Origin of the sequence: Pseudonocardia sp. UM4_GMWB1 (genome assembly GCF_017312155.1) — a bacterium.
Lineage (GTDB): Bacteria > Actinomycetota > Actinomycetes > Mycobacteriales > Pseudonocardiaceae > Pseudonocardia > Pseudonocardia alni.
The window spans coordinates 5,142,682-5,169,519 of the sequence record NZ_QJPN01000001.1 but is presented as its reverse complement, the minus strand read 5'-3'; the positions used below and the strand labels follow the sequence as shown (position 1 = coordinate 5,169,519).

The 26,838-nt window shown below is 75.4% G+C and carries 30 protein-coding genes and 1 tRNA gene; 13 read left to right on the top strand and 18 right to left on the bottom strand.

Annotated elements, in window-relative coordinates:
- Positions 1–86 precede the first annotated feature (86 nt).
- The gene (locus DMP15_RS24135) at positions 87–572 is read left to right on the top strand and encodes a hypothetical protein (protein WP_073577820.1); all 486 of its coding nucleotides are present in this window, start codon (positions 87–89) and stop codon (positions 570–572) included.
- 95 nt (positions 573–667) lie between these two features.
- Here DMP15_RS24135 and DMP15_RS24130 read toward each other — a convergent pair whose 3' ends face one another.
- The 5 genes from DMP15_RS24130 to DMP15_RS24110 form a co-directional block, all read right to left on the bottom strand.
- Positions 668–994, bottom strand: a complete 327-nt coding sequence (locus DMP15_RS24130) for a WhiB family transcriptional regulator (RefSeq protein WP_060710891.1) — start codon at positions 992–994, stop codon at positions 668–670.
- 259 nt (positions 995–1,253) lie between these two features.
- On the bottom strand, positions 1,254–1,667 hold the full coding sequence (locus DMP15_RS24125) for an STAS domain-containing protein (protein WP_062400770.1): 414 nt from the start codon (positions 1,665–1,667) through the stop codon (positions 1,254–1,256).
- A gap of 48 nt (positions 1,668–1,715) precedes the next feature.
- Positions 1,716–3,536 carry a SelB domain-containing protein gene (locus tag DMP15_RS24120; protein WP_337826483.1) on the bottom strand — a complete coding sequence of 607 codons (1,821 nt, stop codon included), beginning with the start codon at positions 3,534–3,536 and terminating at the stop codon, positions 1,716–1,718.
- 3 nt (positions 3,537–3,539) lie between these two features.
- The gene (selA, locus tag DMP15_RS24115) at positions 3,540–4,871 is read right to left on the bottom strand and encodes an L-seryl-tRNA(Sec) selenium transferase (protein WP_073577818.1); all 1,332 of its coding nucleotides are present in this window, start codon (positions 4,869–4,871) and stop codon (positions 3,540–3,542) included.
- 69 nt (positions 4,872–4,940) lie between these two features.
- Positions 4,941–5,798: a DivIVA domain-containing protein gene (locus DMP15_RS24110; protein WP_337826482.1), complete on the bottom strand. Its 858-nt coding sequence runs from the start codon at positions 5,796–5,798 to the stop codon at positions 4,941–4,943.
- A 184-nt stretch (positions 5,799–5,982) separates the two neighbouring features.
- Here DMP15_RS24110 and selD point away from each other — a divergent pair, with 184 nt between their 5' ends.
- Together selD and DMP15_RS24100 are read left to right on the top strand one after the other, a co-directional pair.
- Positions 5,983–7,017, top strand: coding sequence for a selenide, water dikinase SelD (gene selD, locus DMP15_RS24105; protein ID WP_073577816.1), 1,035 nt, complete (start codon positions 5,983–5,985; stop codon positions 7,015–7,017).
- Positions 7,018–7,088: 71 nt separating this feature from the next.
- Positions 7,089–8,135, top strand: a complete 1,047-nt coding sequence (locus DMP15_RS24100; protein ID WP_202417774.1) for a PLP-dependent cysteine synthase family protein — start codon at positions 7,089–7,091, stop codon at positions 8,133–8,135.
- Between the two features lie 13 nt (positions 8,136–8,148).
- Here the strand turns inward: DMP15_RS24100 and DMP15_RS24095 are convergent, their stop codons facing one another.
- From DMP15_RS24095 to DMP15_RS24085, 3 genes are all read right to left on the bottom strand, one after another.
- Entirely contained in the window at positions 8,149–9,402 is a 1,254-nt protein-coding gene (locus DMP15_RS24095; RefSeq protein WP_073577815.1) for an amidase family protein, read from the bottom strand.
- A gap of 43 nt (positions 9,403–9,445) precedes the next feature.
- A tRNA-Sec gene (locus tag DMP15_RS24090) sits at positions 9,446–9,538 on the bottom strand.
- Positions 9,539–9,544: 6 nt separating this feature from the next.
- Positions 9,545–9,937: an STAS domain-containing protein gene (locus DMP15_RS24085; protein ID WP_043280132.1), complete on the bottom strand. Its 393-nt coding sequence runs from the start codon at positions 9,935–9,937 to the stop codon at positions 9,545–9,547.
- Between the two features lie 264 nt (positions 9,938–10,201).
- Here DMP15_RS24085 and DMP15_RS24080 point away from each other — a divergent pair, with 264 nt between their 5' ends.
- Positions 10,202–10,678, top strand: a complete 477-nt coding sequence (locus DMP15_RS24080) for an acyl-CoA thioesterase (protein ID WP_073577814.1) — start codon at positions 10,202–10,204, stop codon at positions 10,676–10,678.
- A gap of 43 nt (positions 10,679–10,721) precedes the next feature.
- Here DMP15_RS24080 and DMP15_RS24075 read toward each other — a convergent pair whose 3' ends face one another.
- Positions 10,722–12,206 (bottom strand): glycosyltransferase family 2 protein, encoded by a 1,485-nt coding sequence (locus tag DMP15_RS24075; RefSeq protein WP_167410035.1) that lies wholly within the window; start codon positions 12,204–12,206, stop codon positions 10,722–10,724.
- 405 nt (positions 12,207–12,611) lie between these two features.
- Between DMP15_RS24075 and DMP15_RS24070 the strand changes: the two genes are divergently transcribed.
- Positions 12,612–13,904 carry a competence/damage-inducible protein A gene (locus DMP15_RS24070; protein WP_073575509.1) on the top strand — a complete coding sequence of 431 codons (1,293 nt, stop codon included), beginning with the start codon at positions 12,612–12,614 and terminating at the stop codon, positions 13,902–13,904.
- A gap of 57 nt (positions 13,905–13,961) precedes the next feature.
- Here the strand turns inward: DMP15_RS24070 and DMP15_RS24065 are convergent, their stop codons facing one another.
- From DMP15_RS24065 to sodN, 5 genes are all read right to left on the bottom strand, one after another.
- The gene (locus DMP15_RS24065) at positions 13,962–14,561 is read right to left on the bottom strand and encodes a superoxide dismutase (RefSeq protein ID WP_073575508.1); all 600 of its coding nucleotides are present in this window, start codon (positions 14,559–14,561) and stop codon (positions 13,962–13,964) included.
- Positions 14,562–14,816: 255 nt separating this feature from the next.
- Positions 14,817–15,371, bottom strand: coding sequence for a DUF1697 domain-containing protein (locus tag DMP15_RS24060; RefSeq protein ID WP_073575507.1), 555 nt, complete (start codon positions 15,369–15,371; stop codon positions 14,817–14,819).
- 169 nt (positions 15,372–15,540) lie between these two features.
- The gene (locus DMP15_RS24055; protein ID WP_073575506.1) at positions 15,541–16,017 is read right to left on the bottom strand and encodes an SRPBCC family protein; all 477 of its coding nucleotides are present in this window, start codon (positions 16,015–16,017) and stop codon (positions 15,541–15,543) included.
- Complete coding sequence (locus DMP15_RS24050; protein ID WP_073575505.1) at positions 16,014–16,346, bottom strand: ArsR/SmtB family transcription factor; 333 nt, start codon at positions 16,344–16,346, stop codon at positions 16,014–16,016. The genes DMP15_RS24055 and DMP15_RS24050 overlap by 4 nt, the downstream gene beginning before the upstream one ends.
- A gap of 124 nt (positions 16,347–16,470) precedes the next feature.
- Complete coding sequence (gene sodN / locus DMP15_RS24045) at positions 16,471–16,878, bottom strand: superoxide dismutase, Ni (protein ID WP_062400785.1); 408 nt, start codon at positions 16,876–16,878, stop codon at positions 16,471–16,473.
- Between sodN and DMP15_RS24040 the strand changes: the two genes are divergently transcribed.
- Both DMP15_RS24040 and DMP15_RS24035 read left to right on the top strand, forming a co-directional pair.
- Positions 16,831–17,298, top strand: coding sequence for a S24 family peptidase (locus tag DMP15_RS24040; RefSeq protein WP_301549128.1), 468 nt, complete (start codon positions 16,831–16,833; stop codon positions 17,296–17,298). The genes sodN and DMP15_RS24040 overlap by 48 nt on opposite strands.
- Positions 17,299–17,394: 96 nt before the next feature.
- On the top strand, positions 17,395–18,624 hold the full coding sequence (locus DMP15_RS24035) for an FIST signal transduction protein (RefSeq protein ID WP_208623052.1): 1,230 nt from the start codon (positions 17,395–17,397) through the stop codon (positions 18,622–18,624).
- Between the two features lie 4 nt (positions 18,625–18,628).
- On the opposite strand, the gene DMP15_RS24030 is transcribed toward DMP15_RS24035, so the two are convergent.
- Positions 18,629–19,756: an epoxide hydrolase family protein gene (locus tag DMP15_RS24030; RefSeq protein WP_073575503.1), complete on the bottom strand. Its 1,128-nt coding sequence runs from the start codon at positions 19,754–19,756 to the stop codon at positions 18,629–18,631.
- Positions 19,757–19,812: 56 nt separating this feature from the next.
- Positions 19,813–20,571: an IclR family transcriptional regulator gene (locus DMP15_RS24025; RefSeq protein WP_073575502.1), complete on the bottom strand. Its 759-nt coding sequence runs from the start codon at positions 20,569–20,571 to the stop codon at positions 19,813–19,815.
- Between the two features lie 69 nt (positions 20,572–20,640).
- On the opposite strand from DMP15_RS24025, the gene DMP15_RS24020 reads away from it, so the two are divergent.
- The 6 genes from DMP15_RS24020 to DMP15_RS23995 all read left to right on the top strand — a co-directional run bounded on the left by DMP15_RS24020 (position 20,641) and on the right by DMP15_RS23995 (position 24,976).
- Positions 20,641–21,864 (top strand): 4-hydroxybenzoate 3-monooxygenase, encoded by a 1,224-nt coding sequence (locus tag DMP15_RS24020; RefSeq protein WP_337826481.1) that lies wholly within the window; start codon positions 20,641–20,643, stop codon positions 21,862–21,864.
- A 29-nt stretch (positions 21,865–21,893) separates the two neighbouring features.
- Positions 21,894–22,592 carry a protocatechuate 3,4-dioxygenase subunit beta gene (gene pcaH / locus DMP15_RS24015; RefSeq protein ID WP_062400788.1) on the top strand — a complete coding sequence of 233 codons (699 nt, stop codon included), beginning with the start codon at positions 21,894–21,896 and terminating at the stop codon, positions 22,590–22,592.
- Positions 22,589–23,143 (top strand): protocatechuate 3,4-dioxygenase subunit alpha, encoded by a 555-nt coding sequence (gene pcaG, locus DMP15_RS24010; protein ID WP_073575500.1) that lies wholly within the window; start codon positions 22,589–22,591, stop codon positions 23,141–23,143. The genes pcaH and pcaG overlap by 4 nt, the downstream gene beginning before the upstream one ends.
- A 128-nt stretch (positions 23,144–23,271) precedes the next feature.
- A complete protein-coding gene (locus DMP15_RS24005) occupies positions 23,272–23,850 on the top strand; it encodes a GtrA family protein (RefSeq protein ID WP_157818489.1) in 579 nt (192 codons plus the stop codon).
- Entirely contained in the window at positions 23,814–24,725 is a 912-nt protein-coding gene (locus DMP15_RS24000) for an alpha/beta fold hydrolase (protein WP_139282799.1), read from the top strand. Before DMP15_RS24005 ends, DMP15_RS24000 begins: the two co-directional genes overlap by 37 nt.
- 26 nt (positions 24,726–24,751) lie before the next feature.
- Complete coding sequence (locus DMP15_RS23995; RefSeq protein WP_337826480.1) at positions 24,752–24,976, top strand: hypothetical protein; 225 nt, start codon at positions 24,752–24,754, stop codon at positions 24,974–24,976.
- A gap of 47 nt (positions 24,977–25,023) precedes the next feature.
- Here the strand turns inward: DMP15_RS23995 and DMP15_RS23990 are convergent, their stop codons facing one another.
- Both DMP15_RS23990 and DMP15_RS23985 read right to left on the bottom strand, forming a co-directional pair.
- Positions 25,024–25,860, bottom strand: a complete 837-nt coding sequence (locus DMP15_RS23990) for a methyltransferase domain-containing protein (protein ID WP_337826479.1) — start codon at positions 25,858–25,860, stop codon at positions 25,024–25,026.
- A complete protein-coding gene (locus DMP15_RS23985) occupies positions 25,857–26,708 on the bottom strand; it encodes a glycine/sarcosine N-methyltransferase (protein WP_100879853.1) in 852 nt (283 codons plus the stop codon). The genes DMP15_RS23990 and DMP15_RS23985 overlap by 4 nt, the downstream gene beginning before the upstream one ends.
- Positions 26,709–26,838: the final 130 nt, after the last annotated feature.

The window sequence follows — 26,838 nt, the reverse complement described above, 5'->3', positions numbered from 1 at the left end:
GCGTTGTACTCGACGGACGACGACGTGTGGGATCGACGGGGGCGAGCGTGAGGCAGGGGACGACGCGACCGCGGAGGCTGGTCGCGGTGGCACTGACCGCGGCGGAGTCCGCCCGTGCGGGGGGCCCGCTCGCGGCGCTCTCCGGTGAGGCGGGGGAGACCGACCTGCTGGTCGTGCGGGACGACCCGGCCCCCACCCGGCGCCCGCTCACACCGGCCGAGGCGCGGGAGCTGCTGGCGGCCGAGGACGACACCGAGGACGTGCCGGTCGAGGCGCTGCCGGTCGAGCGGGTGCGGCTGCACCGGCTCGGGCTGCGCTGGGCGGTGCAGGACGGCGACGAGGCGGACCTCGTCGCGGCGCTCTCGGAGCTGGTCGGGTTCGACCCCGACGACGACACCTGGTGCGTGGCCCCGGCCGCCGTCGGGCCGGTGGACGACCCGGAGATCGAGGTGGTCCGTCGCGCGGTGCGCCGCGTCGCCCGGGTCTACGGCCTGCCGGTGCTGCCCTACCGGCCCGCCGGACCCGTCGCGGAGGACGTCACGGAGCCGGAGGCCCTGCCCTCGGCGGTGTGACGCCGGCCGGGTGGGCAGAACGGCCGCGCAGCAGAACGGCCCGCCCGGAACCCGGGCGGGCCGTGCCGGATCGGTGATCCGTCGTACGCGGTCCGTCAGACGACGGCGGCGAGGCCGGGGCCCTGCTCGGCGACGATGCGCTCGGCGTCGCGACGCTCGATGATGGCGCGGCGCTCGGACTCGCCCAGCCCGCCCCACACGCCGAACGGCTCACGGCTGGCCAGCGCGAAGCGGCGGCACTCCTGCAGCACGGGACATCCCCGGCAGACCTGCTTCGCGCGCTCGGTGCGACGCGACCGGGAGGGGTTGCGCTCCCCGTCGGGGTGGAAGAACACGGCGCTGTCCATGCCGCGGCACGCACCCAGTCGCTGCCACTGCCACACGTCGTCCATCGGGCCGGGAAGCCGGGAAACGTCGCTCACGTGCTCACCTCGTCGCTCGGGGCCCGGGAGGACCGGGTTGGCTCCTCACCCCGGTTCCCGAGGGGGTTCGAGATCAAACCTGCGCGCCGTCGGGATCGGTGCTAGCGACGGGCCGTGCGAGGTGCGCGGGGCCGGCCGCGCGGTCGGACGGACCGGGCATCGCCCCTGTTCACGACACCGCCACGCACCTCCGCGCCGCGCGCTGTGCCGGGCCGCCGGGTGGATCCGGGCACGCCAGGATGTGACTCAGGTCACTTTCTCAGGAGTCGAGTGCGGCCTGCACGTCGTCGTGGATGTCGAACAGATGGTGCAGCCCGGCGATGCCGATCGGGCGCAGGACACGCCGCTCGGTGCACGCCAGACGCAGCTCGACCCCGGCCCGGTGGGCCTGCTCCCGCAGCTCGATCAGCGCCGCCAGCCCGGAGGTGCCGAGGAAACGGACCCCGTCGAGGTCCAGCACGACCAGCGAGGCCGCGGAGATCTGCTCGGCCACCGCGTGCCGCAGCTCCGGGGCGGTCAGCATGTCCAGCTCACCGGTCACGGCGACGACGACCGTCCCGTCCGCGGGCCGGGAGGTCTCCAGCCGTAGCCCGTCGCAGGTGTCGGTGACATCGGGTGACGTCCCGCCCGAGCCGTCGGTGGTGCCGGCGGCGGGCGGACGGGGGTCGGTCATTGGGCCGACGGTAGGCACCGCGGCACGGCGTCGCCACTCGGAGCCCGCTCAGCGCAGGCGATGTGTCCCGTCGGGCATCCGCACCGTGAGGCCCCTGCGGGCCAGCAGCTCCAGCAGCGGCACGACGACGCGGCGGCTGCTCCCGAGCACCTCCCGTGCGGCGGAGACGGTGAACGCGCCGTCGAGCCCGTCGAGCGCGGCGACCGCCCGCTCCGGCGCGTCGGGGCCGAGCACGACCTCCGGGGCCACCCGCAGCAGTTCCCCGGCGCGGTCGAGCACCGCCAGCTCCCGCGGCCCGAGCCCCAGCTCCGCGAGCCGGGCAGCCCCCGGCGCGGCGAACGGGGCCCCGTCGAGGTCGGCGCGCACGCGGGCCGCGGCGTCGCGCAGGGCCGCCGGCGGGCCGGTGTCCGCTGCGGCCCGCACCCGCCCGTCGCGCAGGACGAGACCGGCCCCGCCGACGGCGGACAGCACGGCCTCCAATAGCGCGACGTCCGGCAGCCCCGCGGCGCGCCGGGCCGCGGCGAGCGGCAGCCCCGGATCGAGGGGGTCCTCGGCGTCGTGCGCGGCGACGGCGGCGGCCAGTGCGGCGGCCGACGACGCGGCGGTGGCCGGGTGCAGCAACCGGCCCGCCGCGCCGGGGACCCGGGCCGCGAGCGCGGTCACCTCGCCGGCAGGCACACCCCAGCGCACCAGGTCGTCGGCCCGGACGGTGCCGCGCCGGGCGAGCTCGGCGTCGGCGTCGGGGACGGCACCGACCCCCGCGAGCTCGTCGGCCCGACGGCGGGCCGCGCCGCGCCTGCGCAACGGCGGCGGTGCCGGGTCCAGCACCGTCACCCCGGCCACGATCCGCCCGGCACCCGGGTCACGCAGCACCGCCCGGTCCCCGATCCGCAGCGGCAGCGGCCGTGCCGGGGTCAGCCGCACGACCGGGTCGCCACCCGCCGGGCCGGGACCGAGCGGGCGGACCCGCACCGGCACGGCTGCCGAGCCGACGTGCAGGGTCAGCCCGACCGGCGACGACGGCAGCGGCACCGGCCCGCCGACCCCGTGCAGCGCGACGTCGGCCTCCCCGGTCACCGGCCACGCCCCCGGGCCGAGCAGCGCGTCGCCGCGGTCGACCCGGTCACGGGGGAGGCCCCGCAGGTTCAGCGCGACCCGCGCGACCGCGGCGGCGGCGTCGACCGGCTCGCCGAGCTCCTGCACCCCGCGCACGGTCACCGGTGCCCGCCCGGTGTCGCCGTCGAGCTCCAGGGTGTCGCCGGGGCGCACGGTGCCGCTGCGCAGCGTGCCGGTGACGACCGTCCCGGCCCCGCGGACGGTGAACGCCCGGTCCACCCACAGCCGCACCGGCCCGTCCGGGTCGGGTGCGGGCAGCCGTGCGGTGAGCGCGGCCAGCGCGCCGCGCAGCGCGTCGAGACCGGTGCCGGTGCGGGCGGAGACGGCGACCGAGGGCCAGCCGCCGAGCCCACGGGCGGCGAGCGCGGCGCGGGCGTCGTCGAGCGCCAGCTCGGGGTCGAGCAGGTCGGCGCGGGTGACCACGAGCAGTCCGTCGGTGACGCCCGCGGCCGCGAGCGCGTCGGCGTGCTCCCCGGACTGCGGCATCCAGCCCTCGTCCGCGGCGACGACGAACAGCGCCGCCGGGACCGGACCGGCCCCGGCGAGCATCGTGGCGACGAAGCGTTCGTGCCCGGGGACGTCGACGAACGCGACCGTGCCCGCCCCCGGCACCTCGGTCCACGCGAAGCCCAGGTCGATGGTCATCCCGCGTCGGCGTTCCTCGGCGTACCGGTCGGGCTCCATCCCGGTCAGCGCCCGGACCAGCGTGGACTTGCCGTGGTCGACGTGGCCCGCGGTGCAGAGCACGTGCACGGCTCAGGTCTCCGGACGCACGGGCACCGCGCGCACGGCCCCGGCCAGCGTCGCGTCGGCCGACGGCGGCAGCGCCCGCAGGTCGAGCAGGCAGCGCCCGTCGCCGACCCGGCCCAGCACCGGCGGGTCACCGGCGCGCAACGCGGCCGCGTACCGCTCGGGCAGCGCGACCGCGGCGCTGGGCAGCTCCACCCCGGGTGCGCCGCCCCCGCCGACCCCGGCGACGGTGTCCGTCGCGGTCGCGTCGATCCCGTCGGCGGCCAGGGCCGCGGCGAGCGTGTCGGCCCGCGCCCGCAGCGCGGCCTGGTCGGCGTCGAGGAACTCCCGGACGGGCGTCGGCGGACCGGCCACCGACGCCTCCAGCGACGCGAGGGTCAGCTTGTCGACGCGCATCGCCCGGGCCAGCGGGAAGCGCCGCACCCGCTCGACCAGGGCGGCGCCGCGGCCCCCGCCGCCGAGGAGCAGACCGGCCTGCGGTCCGCCGAGCAGCTTGTCCCCGGAGGCGGTGACGAGGTCGGCGCCGTCGGCGAGGGTGCCCGCGGCGTCGGGCTCGTCGGGCAGCAGCGGGTGCGGGGTCAGCAGCCCGGACCCGATGTCGACGACGACCGGTGGCCCCAGCCCGGCCAGCTCCCGGACCCCGACGGCCGAGACGAACCCCGTCACCACGAAGTTCGACGGGTGCACCACCAGCAGGAACGCGGTGTCCGGGCCGATCGCGCCGGCGTAGTCGCGCAGGTGGGTGCGGTTGGTGGTGCCGACCGGGCGGAGCCGGGCCCCGGTGGACTCGATCAGCTCGGGGATGCGGAAGCCGTCGCCGATCTCGACGAGCTGGCCCCGGGAGACCACGACCTCGCGGCCGGTGCCGGCGAGGGCGGCGCAGACCAGCGCGAGGGCGGCGGCGCCGTTGTTCGCCACCCAGGCCGCCCCCGCACCCGGGACGGCGTCGCGCAGCGCGGCCAGCGCGTCCGTGCCGCGCGGCCCGCGGCGCCCGGTGGCCAGGTCCAGCTCGACGTCGCAGGTGCCCGCGGCCACCCCCAGCGCGTCGACGGCGGCGGCCGAGAGCGGCGCCCGGCCCAGGTTGGTGTGCAGCAGCACGCCGCTCGCGTTGAGGACCGCCCGGATCCCGGTCGCGGCGGCGGGCAGCGACGCCCCGGCGACGGCGGCGACCTCCTCGGGTGCGATCCGGCCCGCCCGCGCGTCCTGCTGCGCCGCGACGACGGCGCGCTTGACCCGCGGCCGGCCCAGCCGTGCGGTGGCCCCGGCCAGCGCCGGGTCGGCCAGGACGACGTCGGTCCGGGGGACGCGCCGGCGCGGGTCGGGCTCGGCGGTGGTCACCGGTGCACCGTAACCCCCGTCACACCGTGCTGTCCCGTGCTCCGGGCCGTCGCGCTCCGGGGCCCGGGGTCAGGACGTCCGCTGCCCGCTGCCCTCGGCGGTGGCGGCGGTGCCGGTCGCCGGGGCCGCATCGGCCGGCGGCTCCGGCTCCCGCTGCTCGGGCAGCACCACAGCCGGCAGGTCGACGGCCTCCTCGTGGTCCACGACCGCGGCGGCGTCGTCGGCCGTGAGCTCGCCGGGCCCGGGGGATTCCCCGGTCCGCAGGGCGTGCGCCGGGCCGCCCACCGGGCGCCGGACACGCTCGCCCTGGTCGGCGCCGTGCGCGGCCCGGGTGGGCGCATCGAGCCTGCCGAGCTCGGACCCCAGCATCCCGTGCAGCCGGGCGATCTCCTCGCGCACCGACGACCGCAGCGCGGACACGTGGGCGTGCATCGACGCCGCGGTGTCCGCGACGAGCTCGCTGTCCCGCCGCGCGGCCACCCCGGCCGCACGCAGCCGGTCGACCTCCGCGCGGGCGTCGTCGACGATCCGGGCGGCCTCGTCGCGGGCGGCGTCCACCAGCTGCGCGGCCTCGGTCTCGGCGGTGCGCCGCCGCATCGCGGCCTCGTGCTCGGCCATCCGCAACACCTTGTCCGCGCGCATGCCGAAGGTCTCCGCGGGCCGGGACCGGGCGTCCTCGAGGGCGGCGGCGAGTGCCTCGGCCCGGCGCTCGGCGGCGTCGCGGGCGTGCTCGGCCGCGGCGAGGCGGCCCACCAGGTCCTCGACGGTGTGCCCGACACTGCGGGCGCCGTCGCCGCCGCGCGGGGCGCGCTGCGGCAGTCCGGCGGCCGTCGTCGGAGGGAGCACGACGTCGGGAACGGGCCCGGCCGGGGGGACCGCGTCCCCGGAGCGGGTCGTCTCGTCGTCGCGTACGTCCTCGGCCGTCACCTCGGCGCCGGTATCCGTGACACCGTCGGTCACCTCGTCGTACCCCCCGTGCAGCTGTTCACGGTGCGTCAGTCTCCGTGTCCCCGGCGCAGCCCGACAGCCCCCGTTCGGCGGACGGCGGCAGTCCGGCGGTCGACGGTGTGTGACGCGGGCGACCACGGAGCGACGCTGCCAGGATGGGGACATGTCCGACACCGGTGTCGCCCGTCGTCTCACCGAGTTCAGCCACGGCGCGGGCTGCGGCTGCAAGCTCGGACCGGCCCAGCTGGGGGAGGTCCTGGCGGCGGTCACGCCCCCGTCCCATCCGGACCTGCTGGTCGGCACCGACACCGGCGACGACGCCGCGGTCTGGCGGCTGTCCGAGGACCGTGCGCTGGTCGCGACCACCGACTTCTTCACCCCGATCGTCGACGACCCGGGGACCTGGGGCGCGATCGCCGCCACCAACGCCGTCTCCGACGTCTACGCCATGGGCGGCACCCCGCTGTTCGCGCTGAACCTGGTCTGCTGGCCGTCCGAGCAGCTCGGGCCGGACGTGCTGGCCGCCGTTCTGGAGGGCGGCGCCGGGGTGGGGCGGCGGTGCGGGTTCGCCGTCGTCGGCGGGCACACGATCGACGACCCGGAGCCGAAGTACGGCCTCGCCGTGGTGGGGGAGGTCCACCCGGACCGGGTCCTGACCAACGCCGGGCTGCGCCCGGGTGACGAGCTGGTGCTGACCAAGCCGCTCGGGATCGGCGTGACCACCACCGCGGTGAAACGCGGGGTGCCCGCGGACGTCGACGCCGCCGTCGCCGTCATGACCACTCCGAACGCCGACGCCGCGGCGGCCGCCCGCGAGGCGGACGCCACCGGCTGCACCGACGTCACCGGCTACGGCCTGCTCGGGCACCTCACGAAGATGACCGTCGCCTCGGGGGTGGACGCCCACGTCGACGTCGCTGCGGTGCCGCTTCTCGGCGGGGTGCGGGAGCTGGTCGCCGACGGCGTCGTCCCCGGCGGCACGCTGCGCAACCGCGCCTGGATCGACGACCGGGTCGTCGCGGGCTCCGCGGGCGAGGAGGACCTGCTGGTCCTGTCCGACGCCCAGACCTCCGGCGGGCTGCTGTTCGGCGCCGCCCCCGGCCGCGGCGACTCGGCCGTCGCGTGGCTGCGTGGGCGCGGGCACGACGCGGCCCGGATCGGCACCGTGACCGAGGGGACCGGGCTGGTCCGGCTCTGAGGCCTAGGGTCGGGGGCGTGCAGCCCGTCGACCGTTCCTGTGCCCGTACCCGCGCCTGGGTCGACGAGGCGATGCGCCGCGTCCAGGCCGACGCGAACCGTTCCGCCGACACCCACCTGCACGTGCTGGACCTGCCCGCCGAGTGGGGCGTGCAGGTCTACCTCAAGGACGAGTCGGTGCACCCCACCGGCAGCCTCAAGCACCGGCTGGCCCGGTCGCTGTTCCTCTACGCGCTCGCGTCGGGCTGGATCACCGAGGGCACCACGGTCGTCGAGGCCAGCTCCGGCTCGACGGCGGTCTCCGAGGCGTACTTCGCCCGGCTGCTCGGGGTGCCGTTCGTGGCGGTCATGCCGCGCTCGACCAGTCCGGAGAAGATCGCGCTGATCGAGCGGGAGGGCGGGCGCTGCCACTTCGTCGACCACGGCGGCGAGGTCTACGCCGAGGCCGAGCGGCTCGCCGCGGACACCGGCGGGCACTACCTCGACCAGTTCACCTACGCCGAGCGCGCGACCGACTGGCGCGGCAACAACAACATCGCCGAGTCGATCCTGGCCCAGCTGGCCGAGGAGCCGCACCCGGTGCCGGAGTGGATCGTCGTCGGGGCCGGGACCGGGGGCACCTCGGCCACGATCGGCCGCTACCTGCGCTACCGGCGGCTCGCGACCCGGCTGGCCGTCGTCGACCCGGAGGGGTCGGCGTTCCTGCCCGGGTGGACGGCGGGGGACCCGTCGTACGCGACCGGGGCGGCGTCGCGCATCGAGGGGATCGGGCGGCCCCGGATGGAGCCGAGCTTCGTCCCGTCGGTGATCGACCGGATGGTCCCGGTGCCCGACGCGGCCAGCGTCGCCGCCGCCCGGCACCTGCGCGACCGCACCGGCCGGTGGGCGGGCGGGTCGACCGGCACCAACCTCTGGGGCGTCTACCAGGTCGTCGCCGAGATGCTGCGCGCCGGACGCGCGGGCAGTGTCGTGACCCTGCTGTGCGACGGCGGGGAGCGCTACCGCCACAGCTACTACGACGACGCCTGGGTCGCCGCTCAGGGGATGGACCTGGCGCCCTACACCCGGACCCTCGACCGGTTCGTCGCGACCGGGGTCTGGTCGCCGCCCGCGGACTGAGCCTGGCCGGGGATCATTCCCCGGCGAGCAGGGCGGCGGTCGCGAGCAGCCGCCGCTCCGACCCGGGCCGGCCCACGAGCTGCACGCAGCCGTGCTCCCCGGGCCGGTACACCGGCGCGACCAGCGACGGCAGCCCGGCCAGGTTCCACGCGGCCACCCCGGTGGACCCGGCCCCGGACGCCCCGGGCGGGGCGGGCAGCAGACCGGCCTCGGCGCCGGCGTCGTCGAGCCAGGCGACCATCCGCTGCCGCCACGACGCGGGCGTCGCGGGACGCAGCCCGCCCAGGCGCCGGACGCGGCGGCCACGCCGGACCAGGCTGCGGGCGCTGCGCGGCAGCTCGGCGGGGTCGAGGCCGAGGTCCTCCACCCGGCGGGCGAGCCCGGCCTGACGGCGGCGGGCCGAGTGCACGACCAGCACGGCCCGGTACGGCGGGTCGGCTGCGACGAGGCCCAGCCCGGCGTCCTGCAGCAGCCGGATCGCCGCGTGCACCGCGGACGCCGAGTCCGGCCCGGCGAGCCGGGTACGGCCGGTGCGCAGCGAGGCGGCCAGCGAGGAGACGGGCGCCGCGGCCGGCCCGCTGCCGGCACCGGCGGGGGTGGTGAGCCGCAGCACCGACGACGGCGCGGGCGGCCCGCCGGTGCCGCGGGAGAGCGCGTCGAGCACCGCGGTGAGGTCCTCCGCGCGCCCGGCGAGCAGAGTGGGCTCGGCAAGCCCGGACCAGCGTCGCTCGGCGGCGTCGGGCAGCGGGAGCACCCGGCGGCCCGGCTTGAGCGCGGCGATCCCGTGTGCGGCGGCGGCGCAGCGCAGCGTGCCGTCGCCGTCGACACCGATCCCGAGCGGGACGACGCCGGAGGCGACCACGGTCGCGGTGGCTCGGCCACCCGGGGTGGCGTCGAGGCCCACCTCGTGCTCGGCGGTCCGCGCCCGCCCTGCGACGAGTGCACCCGCGGCCCGCAGCCTGCGCACGATCTCGTCGCCGCGCCCGGCCACGGAGATCCCGTCCTCGACGACCACCGGGACCCCTGCCAGCGGCAGGGCGAACCGGTCGGTGCGCCGGTCGAGCGCCGCGGCGGCCGCGCGCAGCGGCCCGGGGTCCACCACCAGCCCGGCGCCCACGGGGACCGCCTCGTCGGAGGTGGCGAGGAGCCGCTCGGCGACGGTGGCCGCGCTCAGCCGCCCCTCGCGTACCGCGGCCGCGAGCTCCGGCACGCCGGATGGGCCGTCACCCGAGGTGGGGGACAGCTCGTCCAGGTGCAGGATGCTCATCGCGGTGGGGCTCGTCCTCCCGGTCGTCGGGGGCGGTGGTCGGCGGAGGCGGACGGGAATCGAACCCGCCTGGCCGAGATGCTCGGCCACGTCGGTGTTGAAGACCGCGGGGGCCACCAGGCACCCATACGCCTCCGGGTCGTCAGGCCGTGCGGAGCGCCTCCGGCACGCCGTCGGCCACGTCGAACAGGGACATCAGGTTGGTCGCCTCGAGCGCGCGGGTGACGGCGTGCGAGCCACAGACCAGCCGCAGCCGGCTGCCGGCGTTCTCCGCCTTCTCCTTGCCCTCGACGAGCGCCGCCAGCCCGGCCGACCCGAGGAACGTGACCCGGGTCAGGTCCACCACCAGCAGGCTCGCGGAGCCGATCCGCTCGGCGAGTCGTTCGCTCAGCACGGGCGCGGTCATCGTGTCGATCTCGCCGTGCACTCCGACGACGACGGCGCCGTCACCGTGCTCGGTCACCTCGAAGCGGACGACCTCGCCGACGTCGGGGCCCTGGTCTCCCCCCACCCCGGTGGGCGTCTCACTGCTCATGTGTCGTGCTCCCTCGCGAGTCGTCGCCGTCGGCGCCGTCGGCGACGTCGACGTGCTCGTGGTCCGTTCCCGGACGCGCCATCGACGTCACCGTGAGTGACAACCGGCCGCCGTTGCTTGACGTACCGCTCGTGCTGCCTCCGCACCAGCCTAGTCAGCGCGGTCACCCACCCTACGACCGCGGTCGCAGGTGGCACAAACGTCCCGGGACACGGTCGGGCGCGCTGCCCGGGGTGGTCCGGCCCGGCTGGCAGGGTGTGGAGCATGAGCGTCGAGCAGTCTCCGCCGTTCGGGGTCCGGATCGGTGTCCGCAGCTACGAGATGGACGTGAACGGGCACGTCAACCATGCCGTCTACCACCAGTACGGCGAGCACGCCCGGATGGAGCACTTCCGTGCCGCCGGGCTGTCCCAGCACGCGCTCGGCGCTCACGGTCTGACGATCGTGCTGCTGTCGACGACGGTGCACTTCCGGGCCGAGCTGCGCGCCGGCGACGAACTGCGGATCGACTCGGTGATCGCGTTCACGGCGCGCAAACCGTTCACGATGAGTCACCGGATCGTCCGGGTGGCCGCGGCCGACGGGGCTCGCACGGACGATCTCGCGGCCGAGGTGGAGTGCACCCTCGGGGTCCTCGACACCACGACGCGACGGCTGGTCGCCGACCCGCACGGCAGGCTCGTCGCCGCATCGTCGGACCCGGCCCTGCTGGGGCCGGGTCCGGACGTCAGCACGTCCTAGCGCGGTCGTGGCGGAGGGTCGTCGCCGCGGACCTGCGGGCGGCTCAGCCGCGCCGGGCGGGGCCGGCGCCGTACGGGCCACCGGTGCGGGCGGGGACGGCCCGGTACCCCCCGGTGTCCTGCGGCCCGGGGGCGGCGGCCGGGTGGCCCCCGGTGCCCTGGGGCCGGGGCGGCGCGACGGTCGGGTGGCGCCCGGTGCCCTGGGGCCGGGCCGGTACGGCGGCCGGGTACCCGCCGGTGACGTGCGGCAGGGCGGGCGTGACGGCCGGGTGGCCGCCGGTCGCGAGGATCTTGTGCGGGGCGGTCGTCCCGGCCCGCGCTGGCCCGACCAGCGGCGGCACCGCTCCGCCGGCCCGCCGCACCGCGCGGCGCGACCGGAGGTAGGCCCGGGGGCCGTTCAGCAGACCCCGGTTGCGCGTCTGGTCGGCGTCGGCGGGCATCGCCACGCCGGCGCCTGCCTCGCGGTCGGAGATGTGGCGCAGCCGGGCGACCGCCGCCGGGAGCCGGCGCAGCGCGACCGACCGGCCCTGCGGCGACAGTGCCACCTTCGCCAGGAAGCTGCCCAGCCCGACGGCGTAGCCCTCCATCTGCTTGCGCAGCGCGGCCTGGTCGGGGCGGTGGTGGTGCCAGAGGTAGGCGCCGGGGGCGTAGCCGAGGACGTTGCCGGCCAGGATCATGCGGACGAGGAACTCGCAGTCCTCGCCGCCGTGGGTGGGGGTGCCCGGGCCCATGGCCTCGTCGAAGCCGCCGACGGCGCGGGCGGCCCCGGCCCGCACTGCGAGGTTGGCGCCGATGCCGAACAGGCCGGGTGCGAACGGGAAGATCGGGGAGTCCGCGGGGGGCTCGGCGAGGGTGAACCGGCGTGGGGTGAAGCCCTTGTTCCAGGCCAGGGCGACGTCGGCGGCGCGCTCCTCGGGGCTGCCCAGGCGGGCGGCCAGTACCGGGCCGGAGACGCAGGCGAGCTCGGGGTCCGCGGCGAAGGCGCCGGCGATGCGCGAGGCCCAGGCGGGGTCGACCTCGGTGTCGTCGTCGGTGAAGGCGACGATCTCGGTGCGGGCCTCGGCCAGGCCCCGGTTGCGCCCGACCGACGCGCCCCGGCGGGGCTCGCGCACGTAGCGGACCCGCGGGGACCCGGCGGCGGCGACGGCATCGCGGGTGAGCTCGTCCGGCGGGTCGTTGTCGACGACCACGACCGACAGCGCCGGGTGGTCGGAGGCGAGGACCGCGCGCAGGCAGCGGGCCAGCGACTCGGGCCGGTCGCGGGTCGCGATCACCACCGTCACCGGGTCACCCGCGACCGGAGCCGGGGCCACCCGCTCGGGCGACCCCAGGGTGATCAGTGCGGACCGCAGCTCCGCGATCGTGGCGCGACCGCCACGCAAGGGCACGGTCACCTGGCCCTGTGGAGTGCCACCGACGGTGACGAGCAGACGGGCGGCGCGGAAGGCCGGGTCGACCCGCAGATCACGCAGCGGGCCGAGCCGGTCCAGTTCACCGACCCAGGTCGCGGCGTCGTTCGGCGCAGACATCCCTGACATGGGACACAGTGTCGGGTATGCCCGCTGTGGTCACACTGAGAGTGCGCGGTTGCCGGACAACGGACACTGTGCGTGTGCGCGGTCGCGGAGTTCACCGGATGTGGTGCGACGGACGGCGTCGGTGCAGGTCGGAGCCGTGCCGTCCGATCGTGCGCCGTACGGGTGACGACGGCGGCCGCGGAGGGCGGTTGTCCGCGGCCGTCCGGGGGCACGACGAGCGGCATGCGCGAAGCGACGACACGCCGCAGTGATCCGATTCCCGGCGTGTCGTGCACCATCATCACCCGAACGGGTGGAGAATCCACATCGGACGGCGTCCCGACGCCCCGGACCTGCACCGATGGTGGCCCCGCGCACGACGGGGTGCGGACGTCCCGGCACGGGTAGGTTCGGATCATGAGCGAGTCCCGTCCCACCGCGTCGGTCCTGGTCACCGGGAGCGAGCTGCTCACCGGCCACGTCACCGACGCCAACGGTCCCTTCGTCGCCCGCTCTCTCGGCGAGCTCGGCTTCGCCGTATCGCGGGTCCTGCTGGTGGGGGACCGCCCGGAGGACCTGCGCTCGGCGCTGGAGTTCGTCGCCTCCGACGACCTCGTCGTCACCTCGGGCGGGCTCGGGCCGACCGCCGACGACCTGACCGCCGAGGTCGTCGCCGGGTTCGCGGGCGCGGAGATGGAGGTCGACACCGCGCTGCAGGGCCGGATCCACGACCGGGTCGCCGGCTGGGCGAGCCGCGCCGGCTGGGCCGGGCCCGCGCTCGACGCGGCGACGGCCAAACAGGCCAGGGTGCCGCGCGGCGCGAGCGTCCTCGAGCCGGTCGGGACCGCGCCGGGGCTGGCCGTGACGCGGCCGGGCGGGCCGCTGGTCGTCGTGCTGCCGGGGCCCCCGCGCGAGCTGCAGGGGATGTGGCCCGCCGCGCTGGAGTCGGCGCCCGTGGCGGAGCTGCTGACCCGGGTGCCCCGTGCGGAGGCCACGCTCCTGCGCTTCGCCGGGCTGCCGGAGTCCGAGATCGCCGAGACGCTGCGTGTCCTGGAGGCCGAGCTCGACATGTCCGGGGTGGAGGTGACCACCTGCCTGCGACGCTCGGAGCTGGAGGTCGACCTGCACCCGCTGCCCGGCGCCGAGCCCGTGGCCCGCGAGCTGGCCGCCCGCATCGTCGACCGCCACCGCCGCGCACTCATCAGCGACGACGGCAGCACCACCGACGAGCTGCTCGCCGCGGCGCTGGCCACGAAGGGCTGGACGGTCGCGACCGGCGAGTCCTGCACCGGCGGGCTGCTGGCCGGGCGGCTCGTCGACCGGGCCGGGTCGTCGGCCTACGTCGCCGGGGGCGTGGTCGCGTACTCGAACGAGGCCAAGACCGCGCTGCTCGACGTCCCCGCCGCGCTCATCGAGGCGCACGGGGCCGTGTCGCCGGAGGTCGCGCGGGCACTGGCGGACGGTGCGCGGGCGCGGTTCGGGGCGGACGTCGGCGTCGGTGTCACCGGCGTCGCGGGACCCGGCGGCGGTACCGAGGCCAAGCCCGTCGGCTACGTCTGCTTCTGCGTGACCACCGCCGACGGCCAGGTCATCGCGCGCGACCCGCAGCTGCCCGGCGGGCGCGCCGACGTCCGCGAGCGTTCGGTCGACCTGGCGATGCACCTGCTGCTGCGCGCCACCGGCGTCACCGGGCCGGGCGCGCACCGCTGAGGGTGCGACGCCCCGCCCGGGGTTCCCGGGCGGGGCGTGGTCGCGGTGGGGGAAGGCTCAGCCCTTCGCGGCGGCGAACCGCTCGGCGGCGTCGGCCCAGTTGACGACGTTCCACCAGGCCTTGACGTAGTCGGGCTTGACGTTCTTGTACTGCAGGTAGAAGGCGTGCTCCCACATGTCGAGCAGGACGATGGGGGTCTGGCCTGCGGGGAGCTGGGACTGCTGGTCGTAGAGCTGGTGGATGAGCAGGCGGTCGCCGAGCCGGTCGTGGCCGAGGATGGCCCAGCCGGAGCCCTGGATGGTGGTGGCGGCGGCGGTGAAGTGGGCCTGGAAGCCGTCGAAGGAGCCGAAGTCGGCGTCGATGGCGGCGGCGAGGTCGCCCGTGGGCTTGTCGCCGCCGTCGGGGGAGAGGTTGTTCCAGAAGGCGGAGTGGTTGACGTGGCCGCCGAGGTTGAACGCGAGGGTCTTCTCGAGTCCGACGATGGCGCCGAAGTCGTTCTTGTCGCGGGCGTCGGCGAGCTTGTCGAGGGTGGTGTTGAGGCCCTGGACGTAGGTGTTGTGGTGCTTGGAGTGGTGCAGCTCCATGATCTCGGGCGCGATGTGCGGGGCGAGAGCGGAGTAGTCGTAGGGCAGGTCCGGAAGCGTGTACTCGGCCATGGGGCCTCTCCTCGTCGGGGATGCGCGGCGGGATGCCACGCGCGGTCATTTGCCACTATGTAGCAACTGCCGCCTACCCGCGACGGGCGACGCGCACGCATGGACGCAGCGATTCGCCACATGTACTCTTCTGCAAGTCACTTGCAGAAATGCGGGCGACACGGTGGGGATCGTTCTGGCAGCTCGAGTCCGCCGTCGACGGCGCCGTGCGTCACGTCCGACCGGACGCGGCCGCGGTGCCGTCGCGTGTCCGGCTCAGCCCAGGAGCTCGGCCAGCTTCACCACGGTCGCCCGGTTCCGCATCGTCCCGCCCTGGTCGCCGGCCCTCGTCCGGGCGGCCAGCCGGGTGGCGAGCTCGCTGCGTCCCAGTCCGTCGGGCAGGTGCAGCCAGACCACCCGCCCGCGGGCGACGGCGTCGCCCCGTCCGCCCTTCGCCCGCTCGGCCGCCAGCGCGGCCACGATCCGCTCGCGGTCGTCGTCGGACACCGGGCCGGCCCGGAACAGGGCGTGCAGCTGCTTCGGGGCGGTGACCTCCGGGTACGGGTTCGCGGCCACCGCGGCGAGGTAGTCGTCGCGGCCGAACACGACCACCGGGCGCTCGACCCCGAACTCCTCGACCAGCGCCGCGGCGACCGTCGCGGCGACCTCGTCGTCGCCCGCGGGGCTGGTCAGGGCGACGTTGCCGGACTGGATGTGGGTGACGACGTCGGCGCAGCCGCGCCCGCCGAGTGCCCGACGCAGGTCGGCCATCGGGACCGTGCCGTGGCCGCCGACGTTGATCCCGCGCAACAGCGCGACGTGGGTACGCACGCCGGGAATGGTGCCGTGTCCACGCAGCGGCCGGGAGGGTGAAGGGCGAGGCGGCCTCGCGGATGCGGTCGCCGGTGAGGCCCACCGGCTCGCGCAGCACCCGGCTGCTCGGCGGATGGTGGCCGACCGCACCGCGCAGGTCGACGACGAGCCGGTCCGACCCCGCGGGTCACGACGGGCGGTCGGCGAGCACTGCACGGTAGTGCGCGATGAGGGCCTCGTCGGGGCCCGTCGTGGTGACGAGGTCGCTCCCGCCGAGGTGTGCGGCGAGTGTCTCGAAGCAGCGGTCCCACCCGGCGGCGGTGTTCGCCGACCAGCGGGGGTCGAGCACGGTGTTGCTGAGACGCAGCACGCAGCCGTCGCCGTCGGGTTCGAGGGTCCAGCGCAGCTTCTCGTCGGCCCAGGTGAACCCGAACGCCGTCGGTGGCTCGAGCTCGGTGATCTCGGCGTGGTCCTGCTCGCCGCCCTCGAAGGTCAGCGTGATCGTTCCCCCGACGCGCATCTCCGCCTGCACCTCGCAGGGGAACCAGCGGCTCATCTGGGCGGGTTCGGTCAGCGCGGCCCAGACCTTCTCGATCGGATGCGGGTAGCGGCGCGCGAAGCGCAGGACCGGGCCGTCGGGATCGACGGTGACCTGGATGCTCATGACGGATCCTCTCCGTGGGGGCTGTCGAGGGAGTCGAGGTGTGCGCCCAGGGCGTCGAGTCGTTCCTCCCAGAAGGCGCGATGCGGCGCGAGCCAGGTCTCGATCTCGGCCAGCGCGTCCGCCCGGAGGACGTAGCGTCGGCGCTGGGACTCGACGACGACGTCGACCATGCCCATGTGACGCAGCACGCGCAGGTGTTTCGACACCGCGGTCTGGTTCAGCTCGAGCGCGGTCACGAGCTCGCCGACGACGCAGCCCTGCGGCGTCCGCAGCCGGTCCAGGATGGCTCGTCTCGTCGGGTCCGCCAGGACGTCGAAGGAGTCACGCACCCGCTGAACATGCCACGACAGGTATATGCCGGTCAAGGCATATACGTGCCACGACCCGGAAACGACGACGGCGCTGACCACGGGGAAAGATCCCCGCTGGTCAGCGCCGTCTCGGGGCCTGTGATCAGGCAGCCTGCTTGGTCTCCCAGAAGATCTTGTCGATCTGGGCGATGTAGTCGAGCAGCTCCTGGCCGGTGGCCGGGTCGTTCGAGCCCTTGGTGCCCGACGCGCCGGCGGCCTTGGTGGCCTTGTTGAACAGCTCGTGCAGCTCCGGGTACTTCTCGAAGTGCGGCGGCTTGAAGTAGTCGGTCCAGAGCACCCACAGGTGGTGCTTGACCAGGTCGGAGCGCTGCTCCTTGATCTCGATGGCGCGGGCCCGGAAGTCCACGTCCTCGTTACCCTGGTACTTCTCCTGGATCGCCTTGACCGACTCGGCCTCGATCCGGGCCTGGGCCGGGTCGTACACGCCGCAGGGGAGGTCGCAGTGCGCGGTGGCCTCCAGTCGCGGACGGAGAATGCGGGACAGCCGCATGAGTGTCCTCCCTGGTGGGGTGATCGTTCTGGCACCGGCGACCCTACCCTCGCGGCGGTGGTCGGGCAGGACGACCACGTCACGAGAGATCCACTCTGGAGGGAGTCCGTGATGCGTCTGCGGAGGGTGACGGTGCGGGGGCCGTCGATGTCCCCGGCCCTGTCCGACGGCGACGTCGTGCTGGTCCGGTTCGGTGCGCCCGTCCGGCCCGGCGACGCCGTCCTCGTGACCTGGGCGTCCCGCCCCGGACAGCTGTCGGTGAAGCGGGCCGTGCACCCCGACGCCGACGGCTGGCACGTCCGCGGCGACAACCCGTTCGGCTCCACGGACTCGGCCACCCTGGGCCCCGCCTCCGTCCACGCCGTCGCCCGCCACCGCCTCTGGCCCCGGCCCGGCCGGGTCCCCGGACCCCGCCACTGAGCCCCGCACGGGACCCGGCGTCCCCCACCGCTCCGGGCCCCGTGCGGGACGCCCGAACCGGTGCGGGAGCCGTGTGCTGACGTAGCGTCACCGTCCGTGGGTTCCGGTGAGGGTGTGCAGGTCGGGGACGGGCTGGCCGTCGGGCCGGATCTCGTCGGCGCCGCGGAGGTCGCGACGGGCCAGGCGCTGGCCGCGCTCGGCGTCGTCCCCGACCTCGTGGTGTTCTTCGTCTGCCCCGGTGTGGGAGCTGCCGCGCCGGTCGAGGAGGTCGAGGCCGCGGGGCTGCGGGTGATGGAGCTCGCCGCGCCCGGCGCGACGATCGGGACCACCGCGCACGGCGTGATGGCCGACGGCCGCGGCGTCGAGGGCGAGCCCGCCGTCGCCGTCTGGGCGGCATCGCTGCCCGGCACCCGGGTCCGGGCGATCTTCCCGGTCGCCGAGCGCCGGCCCGGCGCCGGACCGGACGGCCGCGACGCGATCGGCGTGCGCGGCCTGGTCCCGCCCGCCGAGGACGACCGCGTCGCCGTCCTGCTCGCCGACCCGTTCGCGTTCCCGGTCAGCGGGGTGCTGGACCGGCTCGCGTCGACGAACCCGGGCTTCCCGGTGATCGGCGGCCTGGCGAGCGGCCCCGGCGGCCCCGGGGCCAACCGGCTGTTCGCCGGCGGCACCGTGCACCACGGTGGCGCGGTCGGTGTGCTGCTCGGCGGCGCGTCCGGCGCGCGGGTCGTCGTCAGTCAGGGATGCCGCCCGATCGGGCCGCCGATGGTCGTCACCCGCGCCGAGCAGAACCGGATCGCCGAGCTCGCCGGGCGGCCCGCGGCGGAGCGGCTGCGCGAGATCGTCACCGCGCTGCCGCCCGAGGAGCAGCAACAGGCGCTGACCGGGCTGCACCTGGGCGTCGCAGTCGACGAGTACGCCGAGTCCCACGACCGTGGGGACTTCCTGGTCCGCGCGGTGCTGGCCGTCGACGTCGGCGACGGCGCCGTCATCGCGGGCGACGTCGTCGAGATCGGCACCACCGTGCGCTTCCAGGTCCGCGACGCCGCGGGCGCCGCCCAGGACCTGCACGAGCTGCTCGCCCCGGTGCGCCGCGCCGCGCCGGCCGCGGGCGCGCTGCTGTTCTCCTGCAACGGTCGCGGCGCCGGCATGTTCGGCGACGCCGACCACGACGTGCACGCCGTGCGCGTCGGCCTCGACCCGCACGCGGGCGGGTCCGGCGACGCGCCCGGCCCCCGGGTGGCCGGCTTCTTCGCCGCCGGGGAGATCGGACCGGTCGGGCCGGGCAACCACCTGCACGCGTTCACCGCGTCCGTGCTGGTGGTCTGAGACCTCAGCGCAGGGTGCGGAAGAACCCCCGCACCTCGTCGACGAAGGACTCGGGCTGCTCCAGCGACGGGAAGTGCCCGCCGACGTCGGGACGCGAGAACCAGCGCAGGTCGGTGTAGCGGCGCTCCAGCCAGGACCGGGGGAGCTTCACCATCTCGTGCGGGAACTGGGCGACACCGGTCGGGACCTCGACGTCGTCGAGGCGGCGGCGGGCGAAGCTCTCCCAGTAGATCCGCGCCGACGACGCTCCGGCCGAGCCCAGCCAGTACTGCATGACGTTGTCCAGCAGCCGGTCCCGGCTGATCACGTTCTCCGGGTGACCCGCGCAGTCGGTCCAGTCCCAGAACTTCTCCACGATCCACGTGCACTGCGCGGCGGGGGAGTCGGCGAGCCCGTAGCCGATGGTCTGCGGACGGGTGGACTGCTCGGCGGAGTAGCCGGAGCCGTAGCGGGAGAACTCCTTGGAGAAGCGGATGTCGGCCTTCTCCTGCGTGGTGAGCCCGGCGGCGTCGTCGGGCTTGGGCGCCAGCGCCATCGTCAGGTGGATGCCGTACAGCATCTCCGGGGCCGCGGTCCCCAGCGCCGAGGTGATCATCGAGCCCCAGTCGCCACCCTGCGCGGCGAAGCGCTCGTAGCCGAGCCGGTCCATCAGCTGCGCCCACGCGACGGCGATCCGCTCGACCCCCCACCCGGTCGTCGTGGGCTTGCCGGAGAACCCGAACCCGGGCAGCGTCGGCACGACGACGTGGAAGGCGTCGGCGGGGTCCTCGGGATCGGTCAGCGCGGGCAGCACGCCGAGGAACTCGACCAGCGAGCCCGGCCAGCCGTGGGTGAGCAGCAGCGGCATCGCGTCCGGGTGCTTCGAGCGGGCGTGCAGCACGTGGATCTCGACCGAGTCGTCGCCGCCGCCGTCGAGACCGGTGCGGAACTGCGGCCACGCGTTGATCTCGGCCTCGACGCGGCGCCAGTCGTAGCGCGTGCGCCAGTACTCGCACAGCTCGCGGGCGTAGTCCAGCGGGACGCCCTGGGACCAGCCCTCGACGGTCGCCGGATCCGGCCAGCGGGTGCGGGCGAGCCGCTCACGCAGGTCGTCCAGCTCGGCGTCGGGGATCTCGATCCGGAAGTCACGCACGTCGTCACGGTGGCACGGAACGCCACGACGGGCGTACCGGCCACGGCACGGAACGATCACGATGCGGCGAGCGCCCGGCTGATCCCGCGGGCCGCCGCGCGCACCGCGGGCACCAGGGTGTGCGGGTTCGTCGCGGCCGGCACGACGATCGACAGCCCGGCGACCACCGGACCGTCCCCGCCGCGCACCGGGGCGGCCACCGACATCGACACCTCCTCGATCTGCCGGTCGGACACGACGAACCCGCCGGTGCGGGCCTGGGCGAGCAGCGCCCGGACACCGTCGGCGCGGCACACCGTGAACGGGGTGAACCGGCGGATCGGGCGGGCCAGCACGGCCTCGACCGCGGCCGGGTCGGCGTGGGCGAGCAGCACGAGCCCGACCCCGGTCGCCGTCGACGGCAGCCGCGACCCGGTCCGGGTGACGATCGAGACGGCGTCGCGGCTGGACAGTCGCTCGACGTAGACGACCTCGCCGGCGTCGTCCGGGTCGAGCACGGCGAGCTGCACGTTGTGCCGGGTGACCTCGTGCAGGTCCTCCAGGAACGGCATCGCCGCCTCCCGCAGCCCGTGGCTGGCCGGGGCCAGGTGCGCGATCTCCCAGAGCCGCAGCCCGATCCGGTAGCGGCCGTCGTCGCCGCGGTCCAGCGCCCCGCCCGCGGCGAGCTCACCGGCGATCCTGTGCACCGTCGTCAGCGGGAGCCCGGTGCGCCGGGAGATGTCGCTCAGCCCGAGCACCGGGTCCTGCGCGCTGAACGCGCCCAGCACGTCCAGCACCCGCGCGGTGACCCCCGAGCGGACCGGACGCGTCGTCATGGCCGGGCATTCTTCCGTAGAGCGGAAGCCCGGTCGAACGGCCGTGCCGGGAACGGGAAGGTGACTCCCATGACGCAGCGACGCGAGTCCCGGACCCAGGTCGGCATCGTCGGGGCGGGCCCCGCCGGGCTCGTGCTGGCGAAGCTGCTGGCGCTGGCCGGTGTCGACTCGGTCGTGCTGGAGGCCCGCGACCGCGCCTACGTCGAGGCCCGGGTCCGCGCCGGGGTGCTGGAGGCACCCACGGTCGAGCTGCTGCGCGGGATGGGCGTCGCCGGACGGCTGGACCGCGAGGGCATGCCGCACACCGGCATCTCGCTGCGCTTCGCCGAGGCCCCCGGCGCCCCCGCCGCCGACCACCGGATCGACTTCGCCGACCTCGTCGGCACCGGGATCACCGTCTACGGCCAGCAGGAGGTCGTGAAGGACCTGCTCGCCGACCGCGTCGACGACGCGGGCCTGCCGGTCGAGTTCGGCGTCTCCGGCGTCGCCCTGCACGACGTCGACACCGACGCCCCGTCGGTCACCTACGCCGACGCCGACGGCGCCGAGCACGTCGTGCGCTGCGACGTGATCGCCGGCTGCGACGGCTTCCACGGCGTCTCCCGCCCGCTGGTGGCACCGGACATCGCCGAGCGGGTCTACCCGTTCTCCTGGCTCGGGGTGCTCGCGAAGGCCGCTCCCACCACCGACGAGCTCGTCTACGCCCACCACGACAACGGCTTCGCGCTCTACTCGATGCGCAGCCCCGAGGTGACCCGGCTCTACGTCCAGGTCCCGAACGACACCAGGCCGGCCGACTGGTCCGACGCCCGCATCTGGGACGCCCTGCACACCCGCCTGGCCTGCGAGGGCTTCACGATGAACGAGGGCGAGTTCCTCGAGAAGCCCTCGGTCACCCCGATGCGCAGCATGGTCGCCTCCCCGATGCGCCGCGGACGGCTGTTCCTCGCCGGCGACGCCGCGCACATCGTCCCGCCCACCGGGGCGAAGGGCATGAACCTCGCGATCGCCGACGTCCGGGTGCTCGCCGAGGCGGTCGTCCGCGCGCTGCGCGACGGCGACACCGGCGGCCTCGACTCCTACTCCGACACCTGCCTGCGCCGGGTCTGGCGGGCCGAGCACTTCTCCTGGTTCATGACCTCGATGCTCCACCGTTTCGACCCCGCCACCGAGGGCGGCGACGCGTTCGGCGTCGGCCTGCAGCGCTCCCAGCTGCGCTACACCGTGACCTCCCGCGCCGCCGCGACGAGCCTTGCCGAGAACTACGTCGGCCTCCCGCACGGCGCCGTCTAGATCCCACCCACCACGAGGAAGGACCGCCGATGCAGGGCTACGCCCCCGTCCCGGCCGGGACCCACGCACCGCTGCTCTCACCGGACTACCGCAGCACCGCGCTGCGGGCGCCGTCCGAGCAGCCGGTGATCCTGCCCCAGCGGCTCACCGAGATCACCGGCCCGCTGCTCACCGGCCCGGTCCGCCCGGGCGACGACGACCTCACCGTCGGCGCCGGCGGCGAGGCGCTCGGCCAGCGGATCGTCGTCGCCGGGCGGGTGCTCGACTCCGACGGCCGCCCCGTGCCGGACACCCTCGTCGAGGTCTGGCAGGCCAACGCCGCGGGGCGCTACGCCCACCGCTGGGACAACTGGCCCGCCCCGCTCGACCCGAACTTCACCGGCGGCGGCCGGGTCCTCACCGACGCGCAGGGCAACTACTCGTTCACCACGATCAAGCCCGGCGCCTACCCGTGGGGCAACCACCACAACGCCTGGCGCCCCGCCCACATCCACTTCTCGCTGTTCGGGCGTGCCTTCACCCAGCGGCTGGTCACCCAGATGTACTTCCCGGACGACCCGCTGTTCGGCCAGGACCCGATCTACAACGCGACGCCGGAGGAGGCCCGGGGGAGGCTGGTGTCCACCTTCGACCTCGACGCGACCCGGCCCGAGTGGGCGCTGGCCTTCCGCTTCGACATCGTGCTGCGCGGCCGCGGCGCCACCCCGTTCGAGGAGCCCCACGCATGAGCCTGCCGCTGACCCCCACCCAGACCGTCGGCCCGTACCTGTCGCTGGGGCTGCCCTGGCCGGACGGCCCGGACGTCGTGCCCGACGGCACCCCGGGTGCCGTCCTCGTCGGCGGGACCGTGGTCGACGGCACCGGCGCGCTCGTGCCCGACGCGCTGGTCGAGACCTGGCAGGCGGATCCGGACGGCCGCTTCGACCATCCCGACGACCCGCGCGGCGCGGCGAAGTCCACGGTGGAGGGCTTCCGCGGCTTCGGCCGCTGCCCCACCGACGACGAGGGCCGGTGGCGGATCCGCACCGTGCTGCCGGGTGCGCTGCCCGACGAGGCACCCCACATCGACGTCTCGGTGTTCGCCCGCGGCCTCCTCGACCGCGTCGTCACCCGCATCTACTTCCCCGAGCACGCCGACGCCCACGCCACCGACCCGCTGCTCGCCGCGGTCCCGGAGGCGCGCCGGCACACGCTCGTCGCCGTCGCGGAGGGCCCGGGCCGGTACCGGTTCGACATCCGCCTGCGCGGCGAGGGCGAGACGGTGTTCCTCGCACTGTGACGGTGCCCGGCCGCGCGCGCACCCGCCCGGGGCATCACCCCGTGAAGGTGTGACGCGTCCGGTTGATTCCCGGTGATCCGTCGGGGGTACTCCTGCGAAGATCTACCCAGCGGGGGGCGGGAGGACCGGTGGACGCAGCACAGTCGGCGGCACACGTGCCGTTCGGGGACCCGGCGACCTCCGCGGCCCGGGTCCCCGGGCGCGTGAACGGTGCCGTCGTCGCGTTGTCGCGGCGGTACCCGCTGGCCGTGCAGCTCGCCCGCTACGCCGCCGTCGGCGGTGGGGCGACGGCGCTGAACGCCGCGCTGTTCCTGCTGTGCCGCCCGGTGCTCCCGGCCGTCCCGGCGAACCTGGTCGCGCTGGTCCTCACCACCGCGATCAGCACCGAGGCCAGCCGCCGTTTCGCCTTCGACGGCGCCCCCGCGCACCGGCTGCGCGAGTGGGTGCAGGACGCGGGCACCGTCGCGTTCTACGCGACCTACACCTCCGCGGTGCTGCTCGCACTGCACCAGCTGGCCGGGGCCACCACGCCGGGGGAGGAGGCCGCGGTCGTCGCGGTCGCCAGCCTCGCCGGCGGGCTGCTGCGGTTCGCGGTGCTGCGGTTCTGGGTGTTCGATGTGGCGCGGCCGGCCGCCGCCGGCGCGCGACCCGACCAGGGAGGACGGCACCCGTGCCCGGAACAGTCGACTTCGACGCCTTCGACCTGACCGTCGGCCCGCCCGAGGAGCGGGTCGTCGTCCACGGGGTGCGCGGCGGCGAGGGTCCGCCCGTCCTGCTGCTGCACGGCTTCCCACAGACCCACGCCATGTGGGGGCCGCTCGCGGCGGACCTGGCACGTGACCACACCGTCGTCGCCACCGACCTGCGCGGCTACGGCGAGTCCGGCCGCCCCACCGACGGCGAGAACCACGCCGGCTACTCGTTCCGGGCGATGGCCGCCGACCAGGTCGACGTCATGGCGCGGCTCGGGTTCGACAGCTTCGCCGTGGTCGGCCACGACCGCGGCGCCCGTGTCACCCACCGGATGCTGCTGGACCACCCCGAGCGCGTCGCGCGGGCCGCGCTGCTCGACATCCTCCCCACCGCCTACGTCTACGCCCACACCGACCGGGCGCTGGCGACGGCGTACTACCACTGGTTCCTGTTCATCCAGCCCGCCGACCTGCCCGAGCGACTCATCGCCGGGGACCCGATCGGCTACCTGCACTCGCTGCTCGGCGGCTGGGGCTCCGGACTGGACGCGCACCCGCCCGAGGCACTGGCCACCTACGAACGCGCGTTCGCCGACCCGGCGGCCCGGCACGCGATGCTGGAGGACTACCGCGCCGGCGCCTCGATCGACCTGGAGCACGACGCCGCCTCCGACGTGGCGGGCGAGCGGATCGCCGCGCCCACCCTGGTGCTGTGGGGCGAGCGCGGCGTCGTGGGCGCCAACAGCGAGAGCCCGCTGGAGGTCTGGCGCCGCGCGGCCGCCGATCCCGGTCTGGTCACCGGGGAGGCGGTCACCGGGGCCGGGCACTTCCTCGTCGACGAGCAGCCCGCCGCCACCACCGCGGCGGTGCGTGCCTTCCTCTGCGGCTGACCGGGCGATCGGGAAGACTCGTGCGTATGCGACGAACCACCCCTCTCCGGGCGCTGCTCGGTACCCTCGCGGCGCTCGCGCTCGTCCTCACCACCGCCGCGTCCTGCGGCGGCGGGTCCGCGACCCCCGAGCCGGCCCCCCAGCAGCAGCAACAGCAGCAGGGCACGGACGACGACGACCGCGACGGCGACGACGACCAGGACGGCCGGCAGGACGGCGACGACGGCGGCAACGACGCCGACGACGGCTGAGCGCGTCCGGCCCGGGTCCCGCGCGAGGCCCGGGCCGGACACCGTCCTCAGGTCCGGACCGCGTGCACGATCCCCCAGGTGAGCTTCCCGGTCCGCCCGCCGTCCACCCAGTGCTGCAGGCCCGCCTTCATGGCGCTCAGGTAGGGACCCGAGATCGACGACGAGAGCTCCTCCTCGTGCGCCACGAGCTCCTCGCGTACCCGGCGGTAGTGGGTCGGCAGGTGCTCGGCGTGGTCGAGGAATTGGACGCCGCTGAAGCCACGCTGCGCCAGCCCGTCGGTGTAGAAGCCGGGCGTGGCCATCGTGGACAGTGCGATGCGGTCGAGGATGGGCTGGATCGAGGACTGGTCGAGCCCGTCGACGGCCATCGGGTCGGTGAACACCACCTGCCCGCCGGGGCGCAGGACCCGGGCGATCTCGTCCAGCACGGTCTCGCGGGAACCGGAGTGCAGGAACGCGTCCTGTGACCACACCAGGTCGATCGAGGAGTCCTCGACCGGCACGTCCTCGTAGCTGCCGGTGGTCACCTCGACCCGACCGTCCAGACCCTGCTCCCGGGTCATCCGCTCGTTGCGGGCGTTCTCCACCGGGGAGAGGTTGAGGCAGTGCACCGTGGCCCCGTGTGCGGCCGCCAGCCGGCGGGCCGCGCCGCCGTACCCCGCCCCGAGGTCGAGCACCCGGGTGCCGGGGCCGACCCCGGCGACCTCGGCCATCCGGGTCACCGTGCGGGCGCTGGCGACCGAGATCAGCTCGTCCGGTGCGCTGTAGATGCCGACGTGGATGTCCTCGCCGCCCCAGACCCGGGAGTAGAAGGTGTCGGCGTCGTCGGAGTCGTAGTAGGACCGGGCGGTGTGCTCGGCGGCGTCCTGGGTCGTCCGTGTCACTCGGCGTCCTCCTGGTCGAGGTAGGCCTTCTCGGCGATGTGCACGAAGAAGTCGGGCTCGTCGTCGGCGTAGGTCGACTGGAAGTCGCCGTAGGTCTCGACCCGCTGGAACCCGACCTCGTGCATGAGGCGGCGGGTGTAGTCCTTGCGCAGCGGGAACATGTTCAGGTGGTACTGGGACCCGTCGGGGAACCGGTAGCGGAACCGGGCGAGGCCGTCGTCGACGTACTCCGGCTCGGCCACGACGTCGTCGCCGCAGTAGTAGTACTGGTGCTTCGAGCTGAAGCCGTTGTCGAGGATCGCGTCGTAGTTGCGCTGGTCGAGGATCAGCACGCCGTCGTGGGAGAGCATGGCGTAGAACTCGGCGAGCGCCCGGCGGCGGTCACGCTCGGAGAACAGGTGTGTGAACGAGTTCCCGAGGCAGATGATCGCGTCGTACTCGCCGTGGACGTCGCGGTTGAGCCAACGCCAGTCGGCCTGCACGACGCGCAGCACGTGCCCGCCGAACTTCATCCCGTTGTCGAAGGCCTTCGCCAGCATCTCGGCGCTGCCGTCGGCGGAGACGACGGTCTCGAAGCCCTCCTCCAGCAGCCGGACGGAGTGGAAGCCGGTGCCGGTCGCCACGTCGAGCACACTGGTGACACCGCGCCTGCGGAGCTGCTCGACGAAGAAGCTGCCCTCGCTGGCGTAGCGGGCCCGCCAGTCGATCAGCTCGTCCCACTTGTCGACGAACGTCTGCACGTACTCGTGCTTGTAATGGGTGGACTCGCGGACCTCCGTGGGGGCGTCGCCGAACTCCTGCACGGTGCTGGCGGGCCCCCGGAGCCCGCTGCGGTGGTCTGCCGTCATGGGGCGCGCCTCCTCGGCGCTCGGGTGCGGGACGGCCCTGACGGTAGGTGTCCCCGCGGCCCCTGTCCCCTCACCCAGGGTGAGACTGGAACGGCCGCCGGGGTTGTGCTATGCGCAACTCGGCCGGTCA

What these genes read in the sequence shown, in the direction of transcription:
- selD (WP_073577816.1), top strand. Translation starts at nt 5,983, where the DNA reads ATGTCCGACACCGGTGTCGCCCGTCGTCTCACCGAGTTCAGCCACGGC.
- DMP15_RS24075 (WP_167410035.1), bottom strand. Translation starts at nt 12,206, where the DNA reads ATGTCTGCGCCGAACGACGCCGCGACCTGGGTCGGTGAACTGGACCGG.
- DMP15_RS23985 (WP_100879853.1), bottom strand. Translation starts at nt 26,708, where the DNA reads ATGACGGCAGACCACCGCAGCGGGCTCCGGGGGCCCGCCAGCACCGTG.
- DMP15_RS24025 (WP_073575502.1), bottom strand. Translation starts at nt 20,571, where the DNA reads ATGACGACGCGTCCGGTCCGCTCGGGGGTCACCGCGCGGGTGCTGGAC.
- DMP15_RS24095 (WP_073577815.1), bottom strand. Translation starts at nt 9,402, where the DNA reads ATGAGCATCCTGCACCTGGACGAGCTGTCCCCCACCTCGGGTGACGGC.
- DMP15_RS24020 (WP_337826481.1), top strand. Translation starts at nt 20,641, where the DNA reads ATGACGCAGCGACGCGAGTCCCGGACCCAGGTCGGCATCGTCGGGGCG.
- DMP15_RS24085 (WP_043280132.1), bottom strand. Translation starts at nt 9,937, where the DNA reads ATGAGCAGTGAGACGCCCACCGGGGTGGGGGGAGACCAGGGCCCCGAC.
- pcaG (WP_073575500.1), top strand. Translation starts at nt 22,589, where the DNA reads ATGAGCCTGCCGCTGACCCCCACCCAGACCGTCGGCCCGTACCTGTCG.
- pcaH (WP_062400788.1), top strand. Translation starts at nt 21,894, where the DNA reads ATGCAGGGCTACGCCCCCGTCCCGGCCGGGACCCACGCACCGCTGCTC.
- DMP15_RS24055 (WP_073575506.1), bottom strand. Translation starts at nt 16,017, where the DNA reads ATGAGCATCCAGGTCACCGTCGATCCCGACGGCCCGGTCCTGCGCTTC.
- sodN (WP_062400785.1), bottom strand. Translation starts at nt 16,878, where the DNA reads ATGCGGCTGTCCCGCATTCTCCGTCCGCGACTGGAGGCCACCGCGCAC.
- DMP15_RS23995 (WP_337826480.1), top strand. Translation starts at nt 24,752, where the DNA reads ATGCGACGAACCACCCCTCTCCGGGCGCTGCTCGGTACCCTCGCGGCG.
- DMP15_RS24070 (WP_073575509.1), top strand. Translation starts at nt 12,612, where the DNA reads ATGAGCGAGTCCCGTCCCACCGCGTCGGTCCTGGTCACCGGGAGCGAG.
- DMP15_RS24100 (WP_202417774.1), top strand. Translation starts at nt 7,089, where the DNA reads ATGCGCCGCGTCCAGGCCGACGCGAACCGTTCCGCCGACACCCACCTG.
- DMP15_RS24125 (WP_062400770.1), bottom strand. Translation starts at nt 1,667, where the DNA reads ATGACCGACCCCCGTCCGCCCGCCGCCGGCACCACCGACGGCTCGGGC.
- DMP15_RS24080 (WP_073577814.1), top strand. Translation starts at nt 10,202, where the DNA reads ATGAGCGTCGAGCAGTCTCCGCCGTTCGGGGTCCGGATCGGTGTCCGC.
- DMP15_RS24065 (WP_073575508.1), bottom strand. Translation starts at nt 14,561, where the DNA reads ATGGCCGAGTACACGCTTCCGGACCTGCCCTACGACTACTCCGCTCTC.